Origin of the sequence: Streptomyces sp. Rer75, from assembly GCF_013414305.1 — a bacterium.
Taxonomy (GTDB): domain Bacteria; phylum Actinomycetota; class Actinomycetes; order Streptomycetales; family Streptomycetaceae; genus Streptomyces; species Streptomyces himastatinicus.
The window spans coordinates 217853-233883 of sequence record NZ_CP058693.1 but is presented as its reverse complement, the minus strand read 5'-3'; the positions used below and the strand labels follow the sequence as shown (position 1 = coordinate 233883).

The following is a 16031-nucleotide window of genomic DNA, read 5'->3' as shown; positions in this document are numbered from 1 at the left end:
CGGATGGGCGCGAGGCGACCGGGCTTCCAGGCTGGAGGCATGACACACCGTGCGCGGCACAAGGAGATCGACACTTCCCTCGGGGCATCGGCCGGAGCGCGAGGCCGGGACGTCATGCCTGGCGGCGGCGCGTTTCTGGAGTCCCTCGGCGTGACGCTGGCGGCGGGCGCCTTCGTCCTGTTCGTCGTGCGTCCTGAGGTCTCCGGAGCGTTGGTGCACGCCCTCGCCACGAGGGCGGCCGCATTCGTCCCCTGAGTCGACGCATCTCACGCACTGGTGTACCGGACCGCTGATGCGGTGCCCGGCAGACTGCAGAAGAAAGGAACGTCGTGAACACCGCATCCGCCCCGGCGACGGATGAAACTTCCCTGTCCGCCCGAGAGACGGTCAAGGCACTGTACGCGTATGTCCACCCGCACCGGTGGGCCGTCGCTCTCGGCCTGCTGTGCGCCCTGGTCGGGGCCGCCGGGGGACTGCTGCAGCCGCTTGCCACCAAAGCACTGGTGGACCGGCTGGCGACAGGTGAGACCATCGCCGGGATCCTGATCGCGCTCACCGCGCTGGTGGTGCTGGGCACGGCGGTCGAGGCGTTCGGCGCGTATGTGCTGGAGCGGACAGCGGAGTCGGTGGTCCTGGCCGCGCGGCGCACCCTTGTGGGGCGGTTGCTGCGGCTGCGGCTCGCGGAGTGGGAGCGGATTCCCCCGGGTGATCTGATGTCCCGGGTCACCTCGGACACCACGCTGCTGCGGGCGGTCAGCACCCAGGCGGTCGTCTCCGCGGCCACTGGTGCGGTGGCCTTCGTGGCGGCGATCGTGATGATGGCGTTCCTGGACGTCGTGCTGCTGGGTGTGACGCTGGGTGTGGTCGTGCTGGTCGGCGGGGCCGCCGCGCTGGTGATGCCAAGGATCGCGCGGGCCACCGAGCGGTCGCAGGAGGCGGTCGGGGAGATCTCCATCGCGCTGGAGCGGGTCTTCGGGGCGTTTCGCACGGTGAAGGCGTCCGGTGCCGAGGAGCGGGAGTCCGCCCGGGTGGATGCGGCGGCACGGCGGGCGTGGCGGCACGGCGTGAAGAGCGCGAAGTGGGAGGCCGTGGCAGGCTCGGCGGACGAACTCGCCGTACAGCTGGCCTTCCTCGCGGTGCTCGCGATCGGCGGGGCACGGGTGGCGTCCGGGGAGATCCCCGTATCCACCCTCATCGCCTTCCTGCTGTACCTCTTCTACCTGATCGAACCGGTGTCCAAGCTGGTCGACGCCGTGTCCCACTATCAGGAGGGGGCAGCCGCAATTTCCCGGATCGCGCAGGTGGAACACCTGTCGACGGAGCCGACCGCCCGGCGGAAGGGCGCCCTGCCCAGGCAGGGTGCAGCGGGGCCGGGCCCGGCGTCGGTCCGCTTCGAGGACGTGTCCTTCCGCCGTCCGGGCCAGCCGTACATCCATCAGCAGGTGAGCTTCGAGGTATCGGGCGCCGGAATGACAGCCTTCGTCGGTCCCTCCGGTGCGGGCAAGTCGACCGTGTTCGCGCTCATCGAGCGGTTCTACGAGGCCACCGTCGGCCGCATCCTGGTCGACGGCAGGGACGTACAGGACTGGTCCCTGTCCGAGCTGCGGTCCGCCATCGGGTACGTGGAGCAGGACGCTCCTGTGCTGGCCGGTACACTGCGCGAGAACCTGGTCTTCGCGGCGCCCGGCGCAACGGACGACGACATCCGCGAGGTCCTGGCACGGACGAAGCTCGACACCCTCGTCGACCGCTTGCCCCACGGCCTGGACACCCCGGTCGGACACCGCGGCTCGAAGCTGTCGGGCGGCGAGCGGCAGCGCATCGCCATCGCCCGTGCACTGCTGCGCAAGCCCCGACTGCTGCTCCTTGACGAGGCGACCTCGCAGCTCGACACCGTCAACGAGCTGGCGCTGCGGGACGTCGTCGCGGAGCTGGCCCGCGAGACCACCGTGCTGGTGGTGGCGCACCGCCTGTCGACGGTGGCAGGTGCCGACCGGATCGTCGTCATGGAGGCCGGCCGAGTTCGGTCGGTGGGCACCCATGAGGAACTGGTGGCCCAGGACCGGCTGTACGCGCAGCTGGCGGCCACCCAGCTGCTGGCCCCCGCGCGATGACCCACCACACGCAGGGTTGTCCGGCCGTCCACTGCCCCATTTCGGCCGGACAACCACACGCGCGGCCGGCGCCGTCAGCCTGCGCCCCGCCTTCAGTCACGCTCCCGAGGACGGTGCCCGCTTCGTCCGGGACCGCACCGCCCAGGAGAGCGACGACGTCCGTCTGGGCCGTTCTGGAAAACGGGGGGCGCGTCTATATCTGCGGTGACGGCCGCCGCATGGCCCCCGCTGTGCGGGAGGCGTTCACGGCCATCTACCGCAAGCACACCGGTGCCGACGACGCGGAGGCCGCTTGCCTGGCTGGCCGCGCTGATCGAGTCCGGGGCCTACGTCGAGGACGTCTGGGCGGGCTGAGTGCCCGGACGGCGCCCCCGAACGCGGGCGGCCTGAGGCATCTTTGTCGCCTGCCCAGACAACCTGCGAGGGTCTTATGGTCATTGCACACTCGGCGAGTTGCGGACGAGCAGCGCACGCTCATCGTTTCGTTTCCCAGAAGGGGGCATCCGGTGAAGGCGCATAACGGCTCCGTGCCGACTTTCGGCGTCGCGGTGGCGCTCATAGCGGGAGTGTGACTCTGGGCAGTGGCGGATCCAACGTGATGCCCGTCTTCGTCGACGACTTCGCGTCGCGTTTCGCGATGTCGGATTCCGGCGCCGGGCTCGTGGCCGCAACCCAGCTCATGGCGACCGCTGTCCTCACACTGTTGCTGGCCAAACGGGCTGCGCGACCGGGACGCGTCAAGATGGCCCGTCTCGGTCTGGCTGTCGCCGGAGTCGGTTTTGTGGCCGCCACCGTGGCGCCCGACGTGGCGACCCTGATCCTGGCTACCTGGTACTGGGAGCGGGGCTGGGTGCTGTGTACGCGGCGGCCACGGCCGCGCTTGCCGCGACCGACGACGCGGACAAGGCGTCCTCGGTCACCATCTCCTGGACTGTCGGTGTCTCAGCGTTGCTGATCATGGCGGTATCCGCCCTCACCCACGATGTGGGCGAGGGAGTGGGTTTCCTGCTCATGGGGCTGTGCTGTCTGCTCGCCTGGCCCCTGGTGCGCAGGCTTCCCGAGGGTCCCGCGGCATCGGGGTATGATGTGCCCGCCGAGCCGGCTGCCAAAGCAATGCCGAGTACAGCAAGGCCTTCGCTGATCTTGCCCGGCGGTACCGCGCTCCTGTGGGCCGTCACCCAGGGCGCATGGTCGTACGCCTCGGTTCTCGGCCGCCGCCCAGGCCCTGGCGATGGCAGCCCTGGTCTTCACCCACGACCCCGTGCTGTTCGTCATCGCCGCCGTCCTCTGGCAGGGATGCCAGATGGCCGTCCTGGTGCAGATGCTCGCCGCCGCGGCGGTCATCGACCCGACTGGACGCCTGGTCGCTTCTCTCGGCGGGGCGGGTGCGCTGGGAAGCGGTATCGGACCGCTGGCCGTAGGTGCCGTACTCGACGCAGCAGGGGCCAATGTGCTCAGTATTGTGCTGGCACTCGGCACGTTCGTCGCCTCGTTGCCCTTGCTGAAGATGACAGTCGCCAGCGCGATGCAGCCCGGAGGGCGACAGACCCAGAATGTGCCCGCCGCCTGAGAAGGCGCGAAAACAGGCCGATCCCCGTCATCGCCAGGCTCGTGCGTGTGGGCTGCTGCCCACTCTCAATGGCGTGGAAACGACATATGCCCTGGGCGAAGGGAAGACGGGGTCGGCCGCGGGGACGGCGGCCCCGCCCACGATCGGGGAACCAGCAGCTGCTTGTCCATCGACTTGCTCGTGAGACTAAGTCGGTAGTATGAATCCATGGCTCATGTCCCAGCGGCCGAGCGCCGCCCTCAACTGATCAAAGCAGCCATCGACCTCATGACGAGAGAAGGAGTCTCGGCCGGAAGCACACGTGCCATCGCCACCGAACTGGGCGTCGCTCAAGCCACCGTGCACTACACGTTCGGCACGAAGGAAGGGCTTTACCGCGCCGTCATGGAACAGCTCACGGCGGAGCTGCTGGCGCAGGTCGAGCAGGCCGTTCCGGACGATGCCGGATTCGAGGAGACGGTCGGCACATTGGCCTCAGTCCTCTGGAGCACGGTGCGCGAGAAGCCAGGCCACCACCTCCTCCTTGAGGAGCTGAGCATGTTCGCACTCCGCGCGCCCGCGCTCAACGAAGCCCTTGAGAGCCACTATCGTGGCGTGGTCGAAGTGACGGCGAGGCTCGTGACGCAGGCGGCCGAGCGCGCAGGTGAACCCTTGGCCCAGCCCGCGGAAACAGTCGCGCGGTTTTTCCTCTCCGGATTCGACGGGCTCGTTATGCAGCGCCTGACCTACCCCGACGAAGGGGCTGAGGCAACTTGCCTGCAAGCGTTCATCGCCGCCGTTGTGGCGCTGGCACGCGGCCAGCTGAATCTCGTGGCCCTCCCGGCGTTCTGACCGAGCTCGACGGCAACCGGCGGTGGAGTCTGGTTCCGGGGCCCCTGGACCTCAGGGTGCCAGCTCGTGCGGTACTGCCCCGGCGCCACGCCGTACTCGCGCTTGAAGGCTCTGGCGAAGGCGAACTCCGAGGTGTAACCGACGCGTTGGGCGATCGCGTGCAGCGGGGAGTTGTCCTCACGCAGGGGGCGCCCCGCGCAGGTCATGCGCCACCGAATTCCCATAGGCGAGCGGCGGCGAACCGACCATCTCGGTGAAGCACATCCCCACAGGAGGCACACCATGAACACTCACACCCGTGGTCCACGTCCGGACCCGCTCATTGCTCGGCAGATGTCGGCATAGCGCAGACCCTGGCGCACGAGGGGACCGCGCCGCCCACATTGCCCGGGAGGCGTACACGACCGGCGTCGCCTCGGCCGCCTTCGGCAGCATCGGCGTCGCCACCACCCAGTTCAGTGACGCCCAAGACGACCACGCACCCCTGGCCTACGCCTCCTCCCAGCCGATCCTCACATCTGCCGCGACAGGGTTTCTGTTGTCGATCGACCGTGTCACCCCGCCAGGAACGCCACTGCCTCAACGCCGACGACGCTCATGCCCAGAGCGCCGGTATCCAGTGGACCGTCCCGCTGCCCGTCCTGGCCCGCTACTTGAACTCCGTCCTTGACGGGACCGCCCTGTGCTGGCTTGTCGACCGCAACAGCGAGTCCAGCCTCGATGTGCTCCGCCTTGTCGGCCAGCACCTCGAGACCCTCACCGAGAAGGCGGAGTAGAGGGTCGGGCGCGCAGCCACCTCGCAGGGGAAGGGACAGGCCGGCGCCTGTCCCCTCCCATCTGCGCGTCGCCGGTCGGGTCAGTCGAACAGATCCGGCTGCTCCGCGGTGACCTGGTCCCAGAGGGGCCGGAACTGGAACCAGTCCGGCGGTTCTCCGGAGACCTGGGCGCGAACCCTCCGTGCCGTTTCGGCATCGATGAGTTTCGGCTCGCCCGCGGCCATGGCCAGCAGCTGGGCCTGGCACGAGCGGTCCATCGTGATGAAATACCAGGCTGCCTCGGCCACGGACGCCCCGACCGTGAGCAGTCCGTGGTTCTGCAGGACAACCGCCTTGCGGTCACCCAGGGCCACGCCGATCTTGCGACCCTCCTCGGTGTCGTTCACCACGCCGCGGTAGTCCGAGTAGATGCCGTGGTCCTCGTAGAAGGCACAGGAGTCCTGCGTGATCGGGGCCAAGGGGATCCCGAGGCTGGAGAACGCCTTGCCGTGCACAGAGTGGATGTGGGCGGCCGCGACCACGTCGGGCCGCGCACGGTGCACTTCGGAGTGGATGCAGAACGCGGCGTTGTTGACCGGGCGCCTGCCTTCGAGGAGCGTGCCGTCGTGGTCGACCAGGATCAGGTCAGAGACCCGTATCTGGCTGAACGACATCCCGAACGGGTTGACCCAGAAAGCCGAAGGGTTCTCCGGATCGCGGGCCGTGATGTGCCCGGCGACCCCCTCGGAGAAACCGAAGCGCGCGAAGAGCCGGAAAGCCGCCGCGAGTTCCTGCTTCCGGGCCTGACGCTCCTCGTCCATGCTCAGGTTCTTCTGGGGCAACGGCAGGGAGACGCCTTCGGGCATCGCTCCGACGGACGCGTGCGGGGCGGCGGTGGGTGTCACGGACATGGATCTGACCTCTCATGAACGGGTGATGGCGTGGCCACGTGACGCAGCTACTTGTTGCGGGGGGGGGGCAGGCGGTTGCCGTACATGGCGGTCACCAAGCGCAGGATGAAGCGGTAGGACGAGGCGTCGAAGGGGAGCATGTGCATATCGCGGCGCATCGGGAACCGGTTCACGGAGACCGCCTGGGGCTTGGTGTACTTCCGGATACCTTCGGCACCGTGCCTGACGCCGAGGCACGATCCCTTCCAGCCGCCCATGGGCAGGCCGAGGGCCATGCGAGTGCCATCGTGCCGCCGACCATGCCCGCGACGATCGTCGCTTTCATGCCGATGCGCGGGGTGAGGTAGCCGGTCAGCACGGAGCCGGCGAAGACCGCGCCGGCGAGCGGCAGCATGCGTATGCCGGTCTCCAACGCGTCGTATTGCAGGACGAACTGGAGGTGCTGGGTGAGGTAGAAAAAGGCGCCGAAGACCGCGAGCAAGAACAGTACGGCGGCGATGTGGCACCCGTGAACGCGCGGTTCGCGAAGCGGCGCAGGTCGAGGAGGGGGTGCGGGTGGTGCAGCTCCCAGAGGCCGAACGCCACGAGCCCCGCGACCCCGATGACCGTGCCCGTGACCGCCTTGGCGTCCCAGCCGTGCGGGGCCTCGATGAGTGTGAAGACCAGCGCGGCGATCCACACCACCGACAGCAGTCCACCGACGTAGTCGATCCGCGGCGCGTGCGTGGCCTTGGACGGCGGTACCAGGACGAAGACGCCGACGATGGCGAGGGCGATCACGGGAACGTTGATCAGGAAGGTGGACTTCCGACTGAAGCTCTCCAACAGCATGCCCGCGATCAGCGGCCGGCGGCGATGGCGAAGGCGGTGCCCGCCCACAAGGTGATCGCCTTGGTCCGCTCGGCGCGCGGGAAGGTCGCGGCGAGGAGGGAGAGCGTGGCGGGCATGATGACCGCCGCACCGACACCCATCACCGCACGGGCCGCCATGACTCCGGTCGCACTGTCGACGAGTGAATCCCATATTGCTCCGCCGCCGAACAGGACGAGCCCGAGAACGAGCGCGTCGCGTCGGCTGTACTTGTCGCCGATCGCAGCAAACAGCAGCATCAGGGCGGCGTAAGGGATGGTGTAGCCGTCAATCACCCACTGCAGGTCCGTGCTGGACAGGCCGAGGTCCTGGGTCATGGCGGGAGCCGCGACCGTGAGGGCGGTGTTGGCCATCACGATCAACAGCAGGCTCAGACAGAGCACGAGCAGAGCCCCCAGTGCCGGGCGTAGGGCCCGTTCCTTCTCTCGACCGGTTCGTTTATGAACACACGCATGAGCTGGGGTCCTTTCGCGAAGGGGGTCCGCGCAATGCCCCTGCGGGCAGGGGGCGGGTGCACGGAACGGCAGGGAATGCCGCGAGCATCCGTTCGACTGACTGTATCCTTCGACAAAGGCGATAGACCGAGCCCGGCGCCACGTAGCTGATGTGAGATGCGTCGGCCCGTGGCGTGCTCGCTTGCTGCGCCGGGGGATACTGCGCGGGCGCTGCTTGCCGCGGGCACCCGCAAGTGGGCGCTGCGACGGGATCGGCGACCCATGTACCTCTGCCGGGAGAGCGCAGCTATCGCGTGGGCGCCTCGGCCGACGGGATGATCACCAGGTGGCTGTGTGGATCCACTGTGGGGGTCCGGGCACTTCATGATCCGGTCCCGCTGGTCCGTCTGCCCGGGTTGTCGGCGTACACGTGAACGTCCCCGGTGTTCAGGCTCCGTACCTTCGGGCGATGCTCCGGGTCGCCCGGGGGCTGGCTGTCGTTCACAAGCTGCTGCGATGTCAGTGGTACCGCACTCGGCCTGGTCGGCTTCGGCCGGATCGCCCGGGCAACCGCAGAACGTGCGCTCGGGTTCGGCGTGACGGTGCGTTACACCGCACGCAGCGGCCCCGCGCCTCCCGAGCGGCTCGGACATCTCGTCGACAGGGTCCAGCACACCGAGTGGGATGAACTCGTAGGGACCAGCGACTTCGTGTCGCTCCATGTGCCGCTGACTGCGCGGGGTCGCGGAGTCAGGGCGTGAGTACGAGCCGGATCGGGTCGCCGATCTTCTTCTCCAGGCGTGCGACGGCGTCCGCCGCGTCGGCCAGGGGTACGTGGGCGGTGATGGACGGGGCCAGGTCGATCCGTCCGGCGGAGGCCAGGTCGATGAGCTCTTCCACGTGCTCGGGCCCGGAGCCGTAGTGGCCGCGGATCTGGTTGCCCTGGAAGCAGAAGCCCATGCTGTCGCCGATGGTGATCGGCTCCGGCGTGAGCCCTGCCAGGACCAGGACCCCCTCGGGACCGAGCGCGGCGGTGGCCTGTGCGCGGGCCGCGGGGACGCCCGCGAAGTCGAACGCGACCTGAATGCCCCGTCCGCCCGTGGCCTCCTCCACCGCCTCGGCGAAGTCCGCCGAGGTCGGGTCCAGCGCGACGTCCGCCCCGAAGGCGAGGGCGCGTTCACGCGCGGTGGACAGCGGGTCGACGGCGATGATCGGGGCCACACCGACCATGCGGGCGAGCCGGATGCCGTGTGCGCCCAGGCCGCCCGCACCCCAGATGCCGACCGCCTGCGCGGGCCGGACCGCGCCCGCCCCCACGATGGCGGCGTACGGGGTGGAAACCGCGTCGGGGATGATCGCGGCCTGGTCGAAGGGCAGGTCGTCCGGGATCGGAAGCAGGGTGTCCTCGCGAGCGACGGCGTACTGGGCCCAGCCCCCGTCGTAGTCCACGCCGCGCGTCAGTGGCTGCCGGCATGACATGCGGCGCAGACAGCCTCCGCACTCCCCGCACGCCTGCCCCGCCTGGAGCACCACCCGCTGACCTGGTGCCCATATGTCCTGCACGTCCGGGCCGAGCGTGTGGACGACGCCCGCGACCTCGTGGCCGAGGGTGACCGCCCGGCTGTTCGCGACCGCGTCGAAGTCGTCGATCCGCTCAAGTTCCGCACCCCGCCTGGCTCTGTCGGGCGACCGTGTCATGCAACACATTCAATCGACATTGTCATTTGACAATGTCGTGTGTAGCTTGATCCCCAAGCGACTTACCGGTGCGGAACGAAAGGCACGCTCATGACTCACGCGTCCGTTGAGACGGCCCAGGCGATCCCTGAGCGTCCTGCGCTGCCCCTGATCGGCCACGTCCTCGACATCCCGAGCGGTGCCGACGGCCTCGTCCACCTGATGAAGGAGGTCAAGGAGCTGGGGCCGGTGTTCCGGGTCCGCGTCTTCGGGACCGAGACCATCATCATCGGCGGCCTGGATCTGGTGAAGGAGCTGTCGGACGAGACCCGGTTCCGCAAGAACGTGCACCCTGACCTGGTCGAGATCCGCCAGATCGCCGGGGACGGACTGTTCACCGCCTTCAACCACGAGACGAACTGGCAGAAGGCGCACGACATCCTGATGCCGGCGTTCTCACTCGGGGCGATGCGCGGCTACCACGCGACGATGCTCCGCGTGGCCCGCTCTCTGATCGCCAAGTGGGACCGGGCTGCCGGGACGCAGGCCGTGGACGTCCCCGAGGACATGACCCGGCTGACCTTCGACACGATCGGGCTGTGCGGCTTCGACTACGACTTCGAGTCCTTCCGCAAGGACGAGCCGCACCCGTTCGTCGACGCCATGTCGCGGGCACTGCACTTCACCCAGGCCAAGGGCGAGTCGATCCCGGGCACGGAGCTGTTCAAGTGGAAGCAGGCCGATCAGTTCCGCAAGGACGCCGAGCTGATGACGGACCTGGTCGACGAGGTGATCCGGCAGCGCAGGGCGTCCGGCGACCCGAGCACGGACGATCTGCTGGGCCGGATGCTGCACACCCCCGACCCGGCGACGGGCGAGCCGCTGGACGACGTGAACATCCGCCACCAGGTGATCACCTTCCTCATCGCCGGCCACGAGACCACCAGCGGGGCCCTCTCGTTCGCCCTGTACTACCTGACCAAGCACCCCGAGGTGCTCGCGCGGGCCCAGGCCGAGGTGGACGCCTTGTGGGGAGACACGGACACCCCGGACCCCGACTACGGCGACATCGGCAAACTCACCTACATCCGCCAGGTGCTCAGCGAGAGCCTGCGGCTGTGGCCGACCGCGCCCGCCTTCGCCGTGGAGCCCGTCGAGGACACCGTCATCGGCGGCAAGTACGCCGTGCGCAAGGGCGAGACGCTGATGGTGCTCACCCCGGCCCTGCACCGCGACCCCGCCTGGGGAGAGAACCTCGAGCTGTTCGACCCCGACCGCTTCACGCCCGAGCAGGAGGCGACGCGCCCGGTCCACCTGTTCAAGCCGTTCGGCAACGGTGAACGCGCCTGCATCGGCAGGCAGTTCGCCCTGCACGAGGCCACCCTGCTGCTCGGCCTGCTGGTACACCGCTACCGGCTGATCGACCACGCCGACTACCAGCTGAAGATCAAGCAGTCGCTCACCATCAAGCCCGACGAACTCACCCTCGAACTCGCCCGGCGCACCAGCGGCGAACGCCGTCTGCCCGCCGTCGCCGCGAGCCGCGCCGCCGCCGGCCAGGAGGGGCCGGCGGCCCGACGCGCCACCGGCACCGTGCTGACCCTGCTGCACGGCTCCAACCTGGGCACCTGTGCGGGCATCGCACGCGATCTGGCGGCGGACGGTGACGAGCACGGGTTCGCCCCGTCCGTCGCTCCGCTCAACGACGCCGTGGGTAAACTGACCGCCGGTGACGGACCAGTGGTGATCGTGGCCGCGTCCTACAACGGCAGGCCCACCGACGACGCCGCCGAGTTCGTCACGTGGCTGGAGGGCCTGGAGCCCGGTTCGCTCAACGGCGTCCAGTACGCCGTGCTCGGCGTCGGGGACCGCAACTGGGCAGCCACCTATCAGCGCGTCCCCACCCTCATCGACGAGCGCCTGGCGGAGGCCGGTGCCACGTCACTGCTGGAGCGCGGCGCAGCCGATGCCTCCGGGGACTTCGCGGGCACGGTGGACCGGTGGACGGGCGACCTGCGGACCGCCCTGCTGGAGCGGTACGGCGACTCGGCGGCGGCCGCCGAACCGGAGGACGACCAGGGACTTTACGAACTCCAGGACGCCACCGACTCGGTCATCGGCCAGCTCGCGGCACGGCACGGCGTCCAGCCGATGGAGGTGCTGGACGCGTACGAACTGGTCGACATGGACCACGAGCTGGGCCGCTCCAAGCGCTTCCTGCGGCTGCGGCTGCCCGAGGGTGTCACCTACCGCACCAGCGATCACTTGGCCGTGCTCCCGAGCAACCCGCAGGGTCTGGTGCGGCGGGTGGCCGACCGCTTCGCCCTCGATCTGGACCGCACGGTGCGGCTGCGTGCCCGCAGGCGCAGCCGCAACACCCTGCCCGTCGACCGCCCGCTGACCGTGCGCCGCCTGCTCACCGACTTCGTCGAACTGCAGGACCCCGCAACCCAGGAGCAGGTCGCCGTGCTCGCCGAGCACACCGCCTGCCCGCCCGAGAAGCGCCCCCTGGCCGAACTCGCCGCGGCGGACCCGGAGGTCTTCCGCGAGCAGGTGACCGCCGCCGGGCACAGCGTCCTGGACCTGCTGGAGCGCTACCGTGCGTGCGAGCTGCCGTTCGAACACTTCCTGGAACTGCTGCCGGTGCTGCGCCCGCGCCACTACTCGATCTCCTCGTCCGCCGGGGCGGCACCCGGTGAGGTGGACCTGATGGTGTCGCTGCTCGCCGCGCCCCACCGCGCCGGCGAGGGCACCTTCCACGGCATCGCCTCGCACTACCTCCAGACCGTGACGGCCGGGGACACCCTCCAGGCCCGCGTGCTGCCCTGCAGCGAGGCATTCCGCCTGCCCCAGGACGAGTCCGTGCCGGTGATCCTGGTCAGCGCGGGCACGGGTCTGGCACCGTTCCGGGGCGCCGTCCTGGACCGCCACCACACCCGGTCCACCGGAACGCTGCTGTGCTACTTCGGCTGCGACCATCCCGACGTCGACTACCTCCACCGCGAGGAATTCGAGGCGGCCGAGGCCGCCGGAGCCGTCAGTATGCGGCCCACCTACAGCTGCGCCCCCGAAGACGGCGCCCGCTTCGTCCAGGACCGCATCGCGAAGGAGAGCGACGAGGTCTGGGCCGTGCTGGAGGCCGACGGCCGGGTCTACATCTGCGGGGACGGCCGTCGGATGGCCCCGGCAGTGCGGGAGGCGTTCATGGCGATCTACCGGGACCGCACCGGCGCGGGCGACGACGAGGCCACCGCCTGGCTGGCCGCCCTGACCGAGTCCGGTCACTACGTGGAGGACGTCTGGGCCGGCTGACCGCCCCCACGGCGCGGCGGCAGCAGTCCACCGCACCGGATCCCCGATCGACCTGCCACGGACGTCCAACGCGTCCGTGGCCCGGGTCCCGAAAAGCGGCCCGTGCCCCCTGACTCGTGAGGTCCTCATGCTTGTTGCACGCTCGGCGCTCCGCCGAGGACCGGTGGTTGTCCCCAACTCCTCGCAGGGGGGCTGCCGGTGAACGCGCGCAGGGGCTCCGCCCTGGCCTTCGCCGTGGCGATGGCGCTGATCGCCGGGGTCACCCTCGGCAGCGGCGGGGCGAACGTGATGCCCGTCTTCGTCGACGACTTCGCTCCGCGCTTCGAACTGTCGGACTCCAGCGCCGGACTCGTCGCCGCGACCCAGCTGATGGCCACAGCGGTCGTGACGCTACTGCTGGCCAAACGGGCCGCGCGGCCAGGGCGCGTGAGGATGACACGCCTGGGTCTGGCTCTCTCAGGAGCCGGCTTCCTGGCGGCGACGGCGGCCACCGACCCGGTGACTCTGGTCCTGGCCAATCTGGTCGTCGGCGCGGGGCTGGGCGCGGTCTACGCGGCGGCCACGGCCGCGCTCGCCGCCACCGACGACGCCGACAAGGCCTCAGCCGTCACCATCTCCGGCACGGTCGGCGTGACGGCACTGCTGATCATGGCCGTCCCCGCCGCCAACCACGACCTGGGCGAGGGCACCGGCTTCCTGCTCATGGCGCTGTGCTGTCTCGTCGCCTGGCCGCTGGTACGCCGACTCCCAGAAGGCCCCACCGGCCCCGCGACACCGGACGCCGGATCCGCCGGTACGGGAGGAACAACGGCCGCGGCGAGGCCGTCGGTGGTTCTGCTCCTCGGGACCGCGCTCCTGTGGGCCGTCACCCAGGGCGCATGGTCGTACGCCTCGGTCCTGGGCCGCCAGCACACCGGCATGTCGCACTCGGCCGTGTCGGCCGTCCTGGCGATCTCCAGCGTCGTGGCGCTCGTCGGCGCCGTGGTGGGTCCCATCGCCGCGCGACGCTTCGGGCGCATGCGGTCAATGGCCGCCTTCGTCGCGGCCCAGGCCCTGGCGATGGCAGTCCTGATCTTCACCCACGACCCCCTGCTGTTCATCATCGCCGCCGTCCTCTGGCAGGCCTGCCAGCTGGCCGTCCTGGTGCAGATGCTCGCCGCCGCGGCGGTCATCGACCCGACCGGACGGCTGGTCGCCTCCCTCAGCGGCGCGGGTGCGCTGGGCACCGGCATCGGCCCGCTGCTCGTCGGTGCCGTCCTCGATGCCGCCGGGGCGGAGGTGCTCGGCATCGTCCTGGCGCTCGGCACGTTCATCGCCTCGCTGCCCCTGCTCCGGATGACCGTGGCCGGCACGGAGGCCCCAGCCGAGGGGCAGCTCGCGCCCTCGTCCACTGCCGAAACCGGGTGAGCACTTCCGTTGGATCGTCCGCCGCCCCGATGAGGTGAAGCGGCCACCGCTCCCTGACGCAGAACAGGAGCGGTGGCCGAGTCCGTTCGTCGCCCAACGTCTGCCAGGGATGTGGCTGAAGCCGAGATCGAGACGCCGCACAACTGGACACGAACCCTCCGGTATGGCACATCGTGCCCGCGTTGCCGCCGACCGCCAGAGTCCGGCCGTCGGGGCTCGGCGCCACCGCGGACCGGGTCTATGACCTGTTGCCCTGGTCGGTCAGTCCGTGCTGAGCGGAATGCGCAGCCGCACCCTGTAGCCGCCCTCCGCGGTCGGGCCGGCCTCCAGGGCGCCGTGCAGGATGTCGGCCCGTTCCCGCAGACCGACCAGGCCCTGCTGTGAACCGGGCAGGGACAGGGAGGGACGCGTGGGCGGGCTGTTGGTGACGGTCGCTCCGACGTGGTCGCCGTCCTGCCACAGTTCGACGCAGGCCGTGGCGCCGGGGGCGTGCTTGCGGACGTTGGTCAACGCTTCCTGGACCGTACGGTAGAGGGCCCGTTGGGCCGGTGTGCCCACGGTGGGCGGAAGCTCACCCGTCAGCTGAGCCTGAGTGCCGCTTGATTCCACCAGTTTGCGCAGGTCGGTCAGGGTGGGTTGGGGAGTCAGCTCGGTGACGTGGCCGCCGGAGGCGCGCAGCAGCGTGACCATGGTGCGCAGTTCGTCGAGCGTGGTGACACTGAGCGAACGGATCGTGCGTGCGGCCTCTTTGGCGTCCGCGTCCTTGGTGGCCACCTGAAGGGCTCCGGCCCGTACGGCGATCAGGCTGACCTGGTGGGAGACCACGTCGTGCATCTCGCGGGCCAGCTGGGCGCGTTCGCGGGCGAGCACGGCCTGGGCGTGCAGGGCCCGCTCATGCTCCCTGGCCTCCTCCACCTCCGTCAGCCGCCGCGCCAAGTCCCGTCGCGTCTGTACGAGTTGACCGAACAGGACCGGTACGACGGCGGTGGCCAGGCTGTACACGAAGATGATCAGCGTCATGGTCCGGCCGACCTCGGTGAGGCTGACGAGGGGCCACGGAATGCTGCTTGCCCCGGCGGACAGGGCGATGCACACCGCCAGGAGACGGCGGTTGCGGGAGCGTTCGGCCAGGGTGAACAGCGCCATGAGCGGAGCGAGGGCGATATCCTGCATGAGCGCTATCGGCAGCGTGAGCAGGAAGACGGTGAGCGGGAACCTGCGCCGGAAGGCCAACGCGGCGCAGCCGAGCGCGGCCAGCGCGACACCAAGTCGCGTCGTGTCCCACAGACTCAGCCGTAGGTCCACGGCTGCGGCCACCACCAGGACGATGTCCACGACCGGCGCGGGCACATGCTTCCACAGGGCGCGTGCACGGCTCACCGTCCGGCCTCCGACCGCGGGCGCTCATCCAGCAGTCCGGCCCGCTGCGCCAGCAGCGCGGCCTGCACACGGCTGGTCACCCGCAGCTTGGTGAGAATCGCGCTGACGTGGTCCTTGACCGTGCCGGCACCCAGGTGGATGCGCGTGCCGATCTCGGCGTTCGACAGCCCTTCCGCCACCAGGACGAGGACGTCGCGCTCGCGGGCGGTGAGCAGCCGGACGCGGCCCGCCGCCTCGTCGACGGCCGCCTCGGTGCCGGGGTGGCTGCGCAGCAGGGTCCTGGACGCCTTGGGGGACAGCACCACGCCGCCCGCGGCCAGGGTCCGCACGAGGTGGGCCAGCTGCTCCGGCTCGGTGTCCTTGAGCAGGAAACCGGCCGCGCCGGAGTGCAGGGCGGTCAGGATGTACTCGTCGGCGTCGAACGTCGTCAGCATCGCCACCACCGGAGCGTCCGGCGACGTCCGTAGCTCGCGCAGGATGGTGAGCCCGTCGACGTCCGGCATCCGGATGTCCAGCAGAACCACGTCGGGCCGCTCCCGGCGGACGGTCTCCACGGCGTCGTCCCCGCTCGCGGTCGCGACGACCTCGATGTCGTCGGACGCACCCAGAATGAGCCCGAATCCGGACCGGATCAGTGCCTCGTCGTCCACCACCACTACCCGGATCACGTGCGTTCCGCCTCATATTTGTCCGTGCCGTCCGGCTCTTGCCTTCTCGACTCTAAAGCCCCTGGTGGCCGTGGTGACCCGCCGAGCGGCAGCTCCCCCCAC

General features: G+C 69.9%; 14 protein-coding genes and 2 pseudogenes. 9 read left to right on the top strand and 7 right to left on the bottom strand.

Going from position 1 to position 16031, the window contains the following annotated elements; genetic code table 11:
* Positions 1-39: 39 nt before the first annotated feature.
* The 5 genes and pseudogenes from HYQ63_RS00965 (at position 40) to HYQ63_RS00950 (ending at position 4515) form a co-directional block, all read left to right on the top strand.
* Complete coding sequence (locus HYQ63_RS00965) at positions 40-255, top strand: hypothetical protein (protein WP_179932054.1); 216 nt, start codon at positions 40-42, stop codon at positions 253-255.
* A 74-nt stretch (positions 256-329) separates the two neighbouring features.
* Positions 330-2114 (top strand): ABC transporter ATP-binding protein, encoded by a 1785-nt coding sequence (locus tag HYQ63_RS00960; protein WP_179932053.1) that lies wholly within the window; start codon positions 330-332, stop codon positions 2112-2114.
* Positions 2115-2175: 61 nt separating this feature from the next.
* Positions 2176-2468: pseudogene (locus HYQ63_RS45825) on the top strand (hypothetical protein); the annotation flags it as partial.
* Positions 2469-3345: 877 nt separating this feature from the next.
* Positions 3346-3684: a hypothetical protein gene (locus HYQ63_RS44225; protein WP_257231506.1), complete on the top strand. Its 339-nt coding sequence runs from the start codon at positions 3346-3348 to the stop codon at positions 3682-3684.
* A gap of 207 nt (positions 3685-3891) precedes the next feature.
* Complete coding sequence (locus tag HYQ63_RS00950) at positions 3892-4515, top strand: TetR/AcrR family transcriptional regulator (RefSeq protein ID WP_179932052.1); 624 nt, start codon at positions 3892-3894, stop codon at positions 4513-4515.
* Here the strand turns inward: HYQ63_RS00950 and HYQ63_RS45820 are convergent.
* Positions 4410-4721 carry a helix-turn-helix domain-containing protein gene (locus tag HYQ63_RS45820; protein WP_373689002.1) on the bottom strand — a complete coding sequence of 104 codons (312 nt, stop codon included), beginning with the start codon at positions 4719-4721 and terminating at the stop codon, positions 4410-4412. The genes HYQ63_RS00950 and HYQ63_RS45820 overlap by 106 nt on opposite strands.
* A gap of 345 nt (positions 4722-5066) precedes the next feature.
* On the opposite strand from HYQ63_RS45820, the gene HYQ63_RS00940 reads away from it, so the two are divergent.
* Positions 5067-5291 (top strand): hypothetical protein, encoded by a 225-nt coding sequence (locus tag HYQ63_RS00940; RefSeq protein ID WP_257231505.1) that lies wholly within the window; start codon positions 5067-5069, stop codon positions 5289-5291.
* Positions 5292-5371: 80 nt separating this feature from the next.
* On the opposite strand, the gene HYQ63_RS00935 is transcribed toward HYQ63_RS00940, so the two are convergent.
* The 3 genes and pseudogenes from HYQ63_RS00935 to HYQ63_RS00925 form a co-directional block, all read right to left on the bottom strand.
* The gene (locus HYQ63_RS00935; RefSeq protein WP_179932051.1) at positions 5372-6181 is read right to left on the bottom strand and encodes a class II aldolase/adducin family protein; all 810 of its coding nucleotides are present in this window, start codon (positions 6179-6181) and stop codon (positions 5372-5374) included.
* 47 nt (positions 6182-6228) lie between these two features.
* The gene (locus HYQ63_RS00930; protein WP_257232717.1) at positions 6229-6456 is read right to left on the bottom strand and encodes a hypothetical protein; all 228 of its coding nucleotides are present in this window, start codon (positions 6454-6456) and stop codon (positions 6229-6231) included.
* Positions 6456-7505, bottom strand: a pseudogene (locus HYQ63_RS00925) (MFS transporter); the annotation flags it as partial. The pseudogene HYQ63_RS00925 and the gene HYQ63_RS00930, both read right to left, overlap by 1 nt.
* A gap of 423 nt (positions 7506-7928) precedes the next feature.
* Here HYQ63_RS00925 and HYQ63_RS45815 point away from each other — a divergent pair.
* Positions 7929-8246, top strand: coding sequence for an NAD(P)-dependent oxidoreductase (locus HYQ63_RS45815; RefSeq protein ID WP_179932050.1), 318 nt, complete (start codon positions 7929-7931; stop codon positions 8244-8246).
* Here HYQ63_RS45815 and HYQ63_RS00915 read toward each other — a convergent pair.
* Entirely contained in the window at positions 8236-9183 is a 948-nt protein-coding gene (locus HYQ63_RS00915) for a zinc-binding dehydrogenase (RefSeq protein WP_257231504.1), read from the bottom strand. The two genes, HYQ63_RS45815 and HYQ63_RS00915, sit on opposite strands and share 11 nt — an antisense overlap.
* Positions 9184-9273: 90 nt before the next feature.
* Between HYQ63_RS00915 and HYQ63_RS00910 the strand changes: the two genes are divergently transcribed.
* Both HYQ63_RS00910 and HYQ63_RS00905 read left to right on the top strand, forming a co-directional pair.
* The gene (locus tag HYQ63_RS00910; RefSeq protein ID WP_179932049.1) at positions 9274-12474 is read left to right on the top strand and encodes a bifunctional cytochrome P450/NADPH--P450 reductase; all 3201 of its coding nucleotides are present in this window, start codon (positions 9274-9276) and stop codon (positions 12472-12474) included.
* A gap of 198 nt (positions 12475-12672) precedes the next feature.
* Positions 12673-13881 (top strand): sugar MFS transporter, encoded by a 1209-nt coding sequence (locus HYQ63_RS00905; RefSeq protein WP_179932048.1) that lies wholly within the window; start codon positions 12673-12675, stop codon positions 13879-13881.
* 261 nt (positions 13882-14142) lie between these two features.
* Here the strand turns inward: HYQ63_RS00905 and HYQ63_RS00900 are convergent, their stop codons facing one another.
* Both HYQ63_RS00900 and HYQ63_RS00895 read right to left on the bottom strand, forming a co-directional pair.
* On the bottom strand, positions 14143-15261 hold the full coding sequence (locus HYQ63_RS00900; protein WP_179932047.1) for a sensor histidine kinase: 1119 nt from the start codon (positions 15259-15261) through the stop codon (positions 14143-14145).
* Positions 15258-15929, bottom strand: a complete 672-nt coding sequence (locus HYQ63_RS00895) for a response regulator transcription factor (protein ID WP_179932046.1) — start codon at positions 15927-15929, stop codon at positions 15258-15260. The genes HYQ63_RS00900 and HYQ63_RS00895 overlap by 4 nt, the downstream gene beginning before the upstream one ends.
* Positions 15930-16031 lie beyond the last annotated feature (102 nt).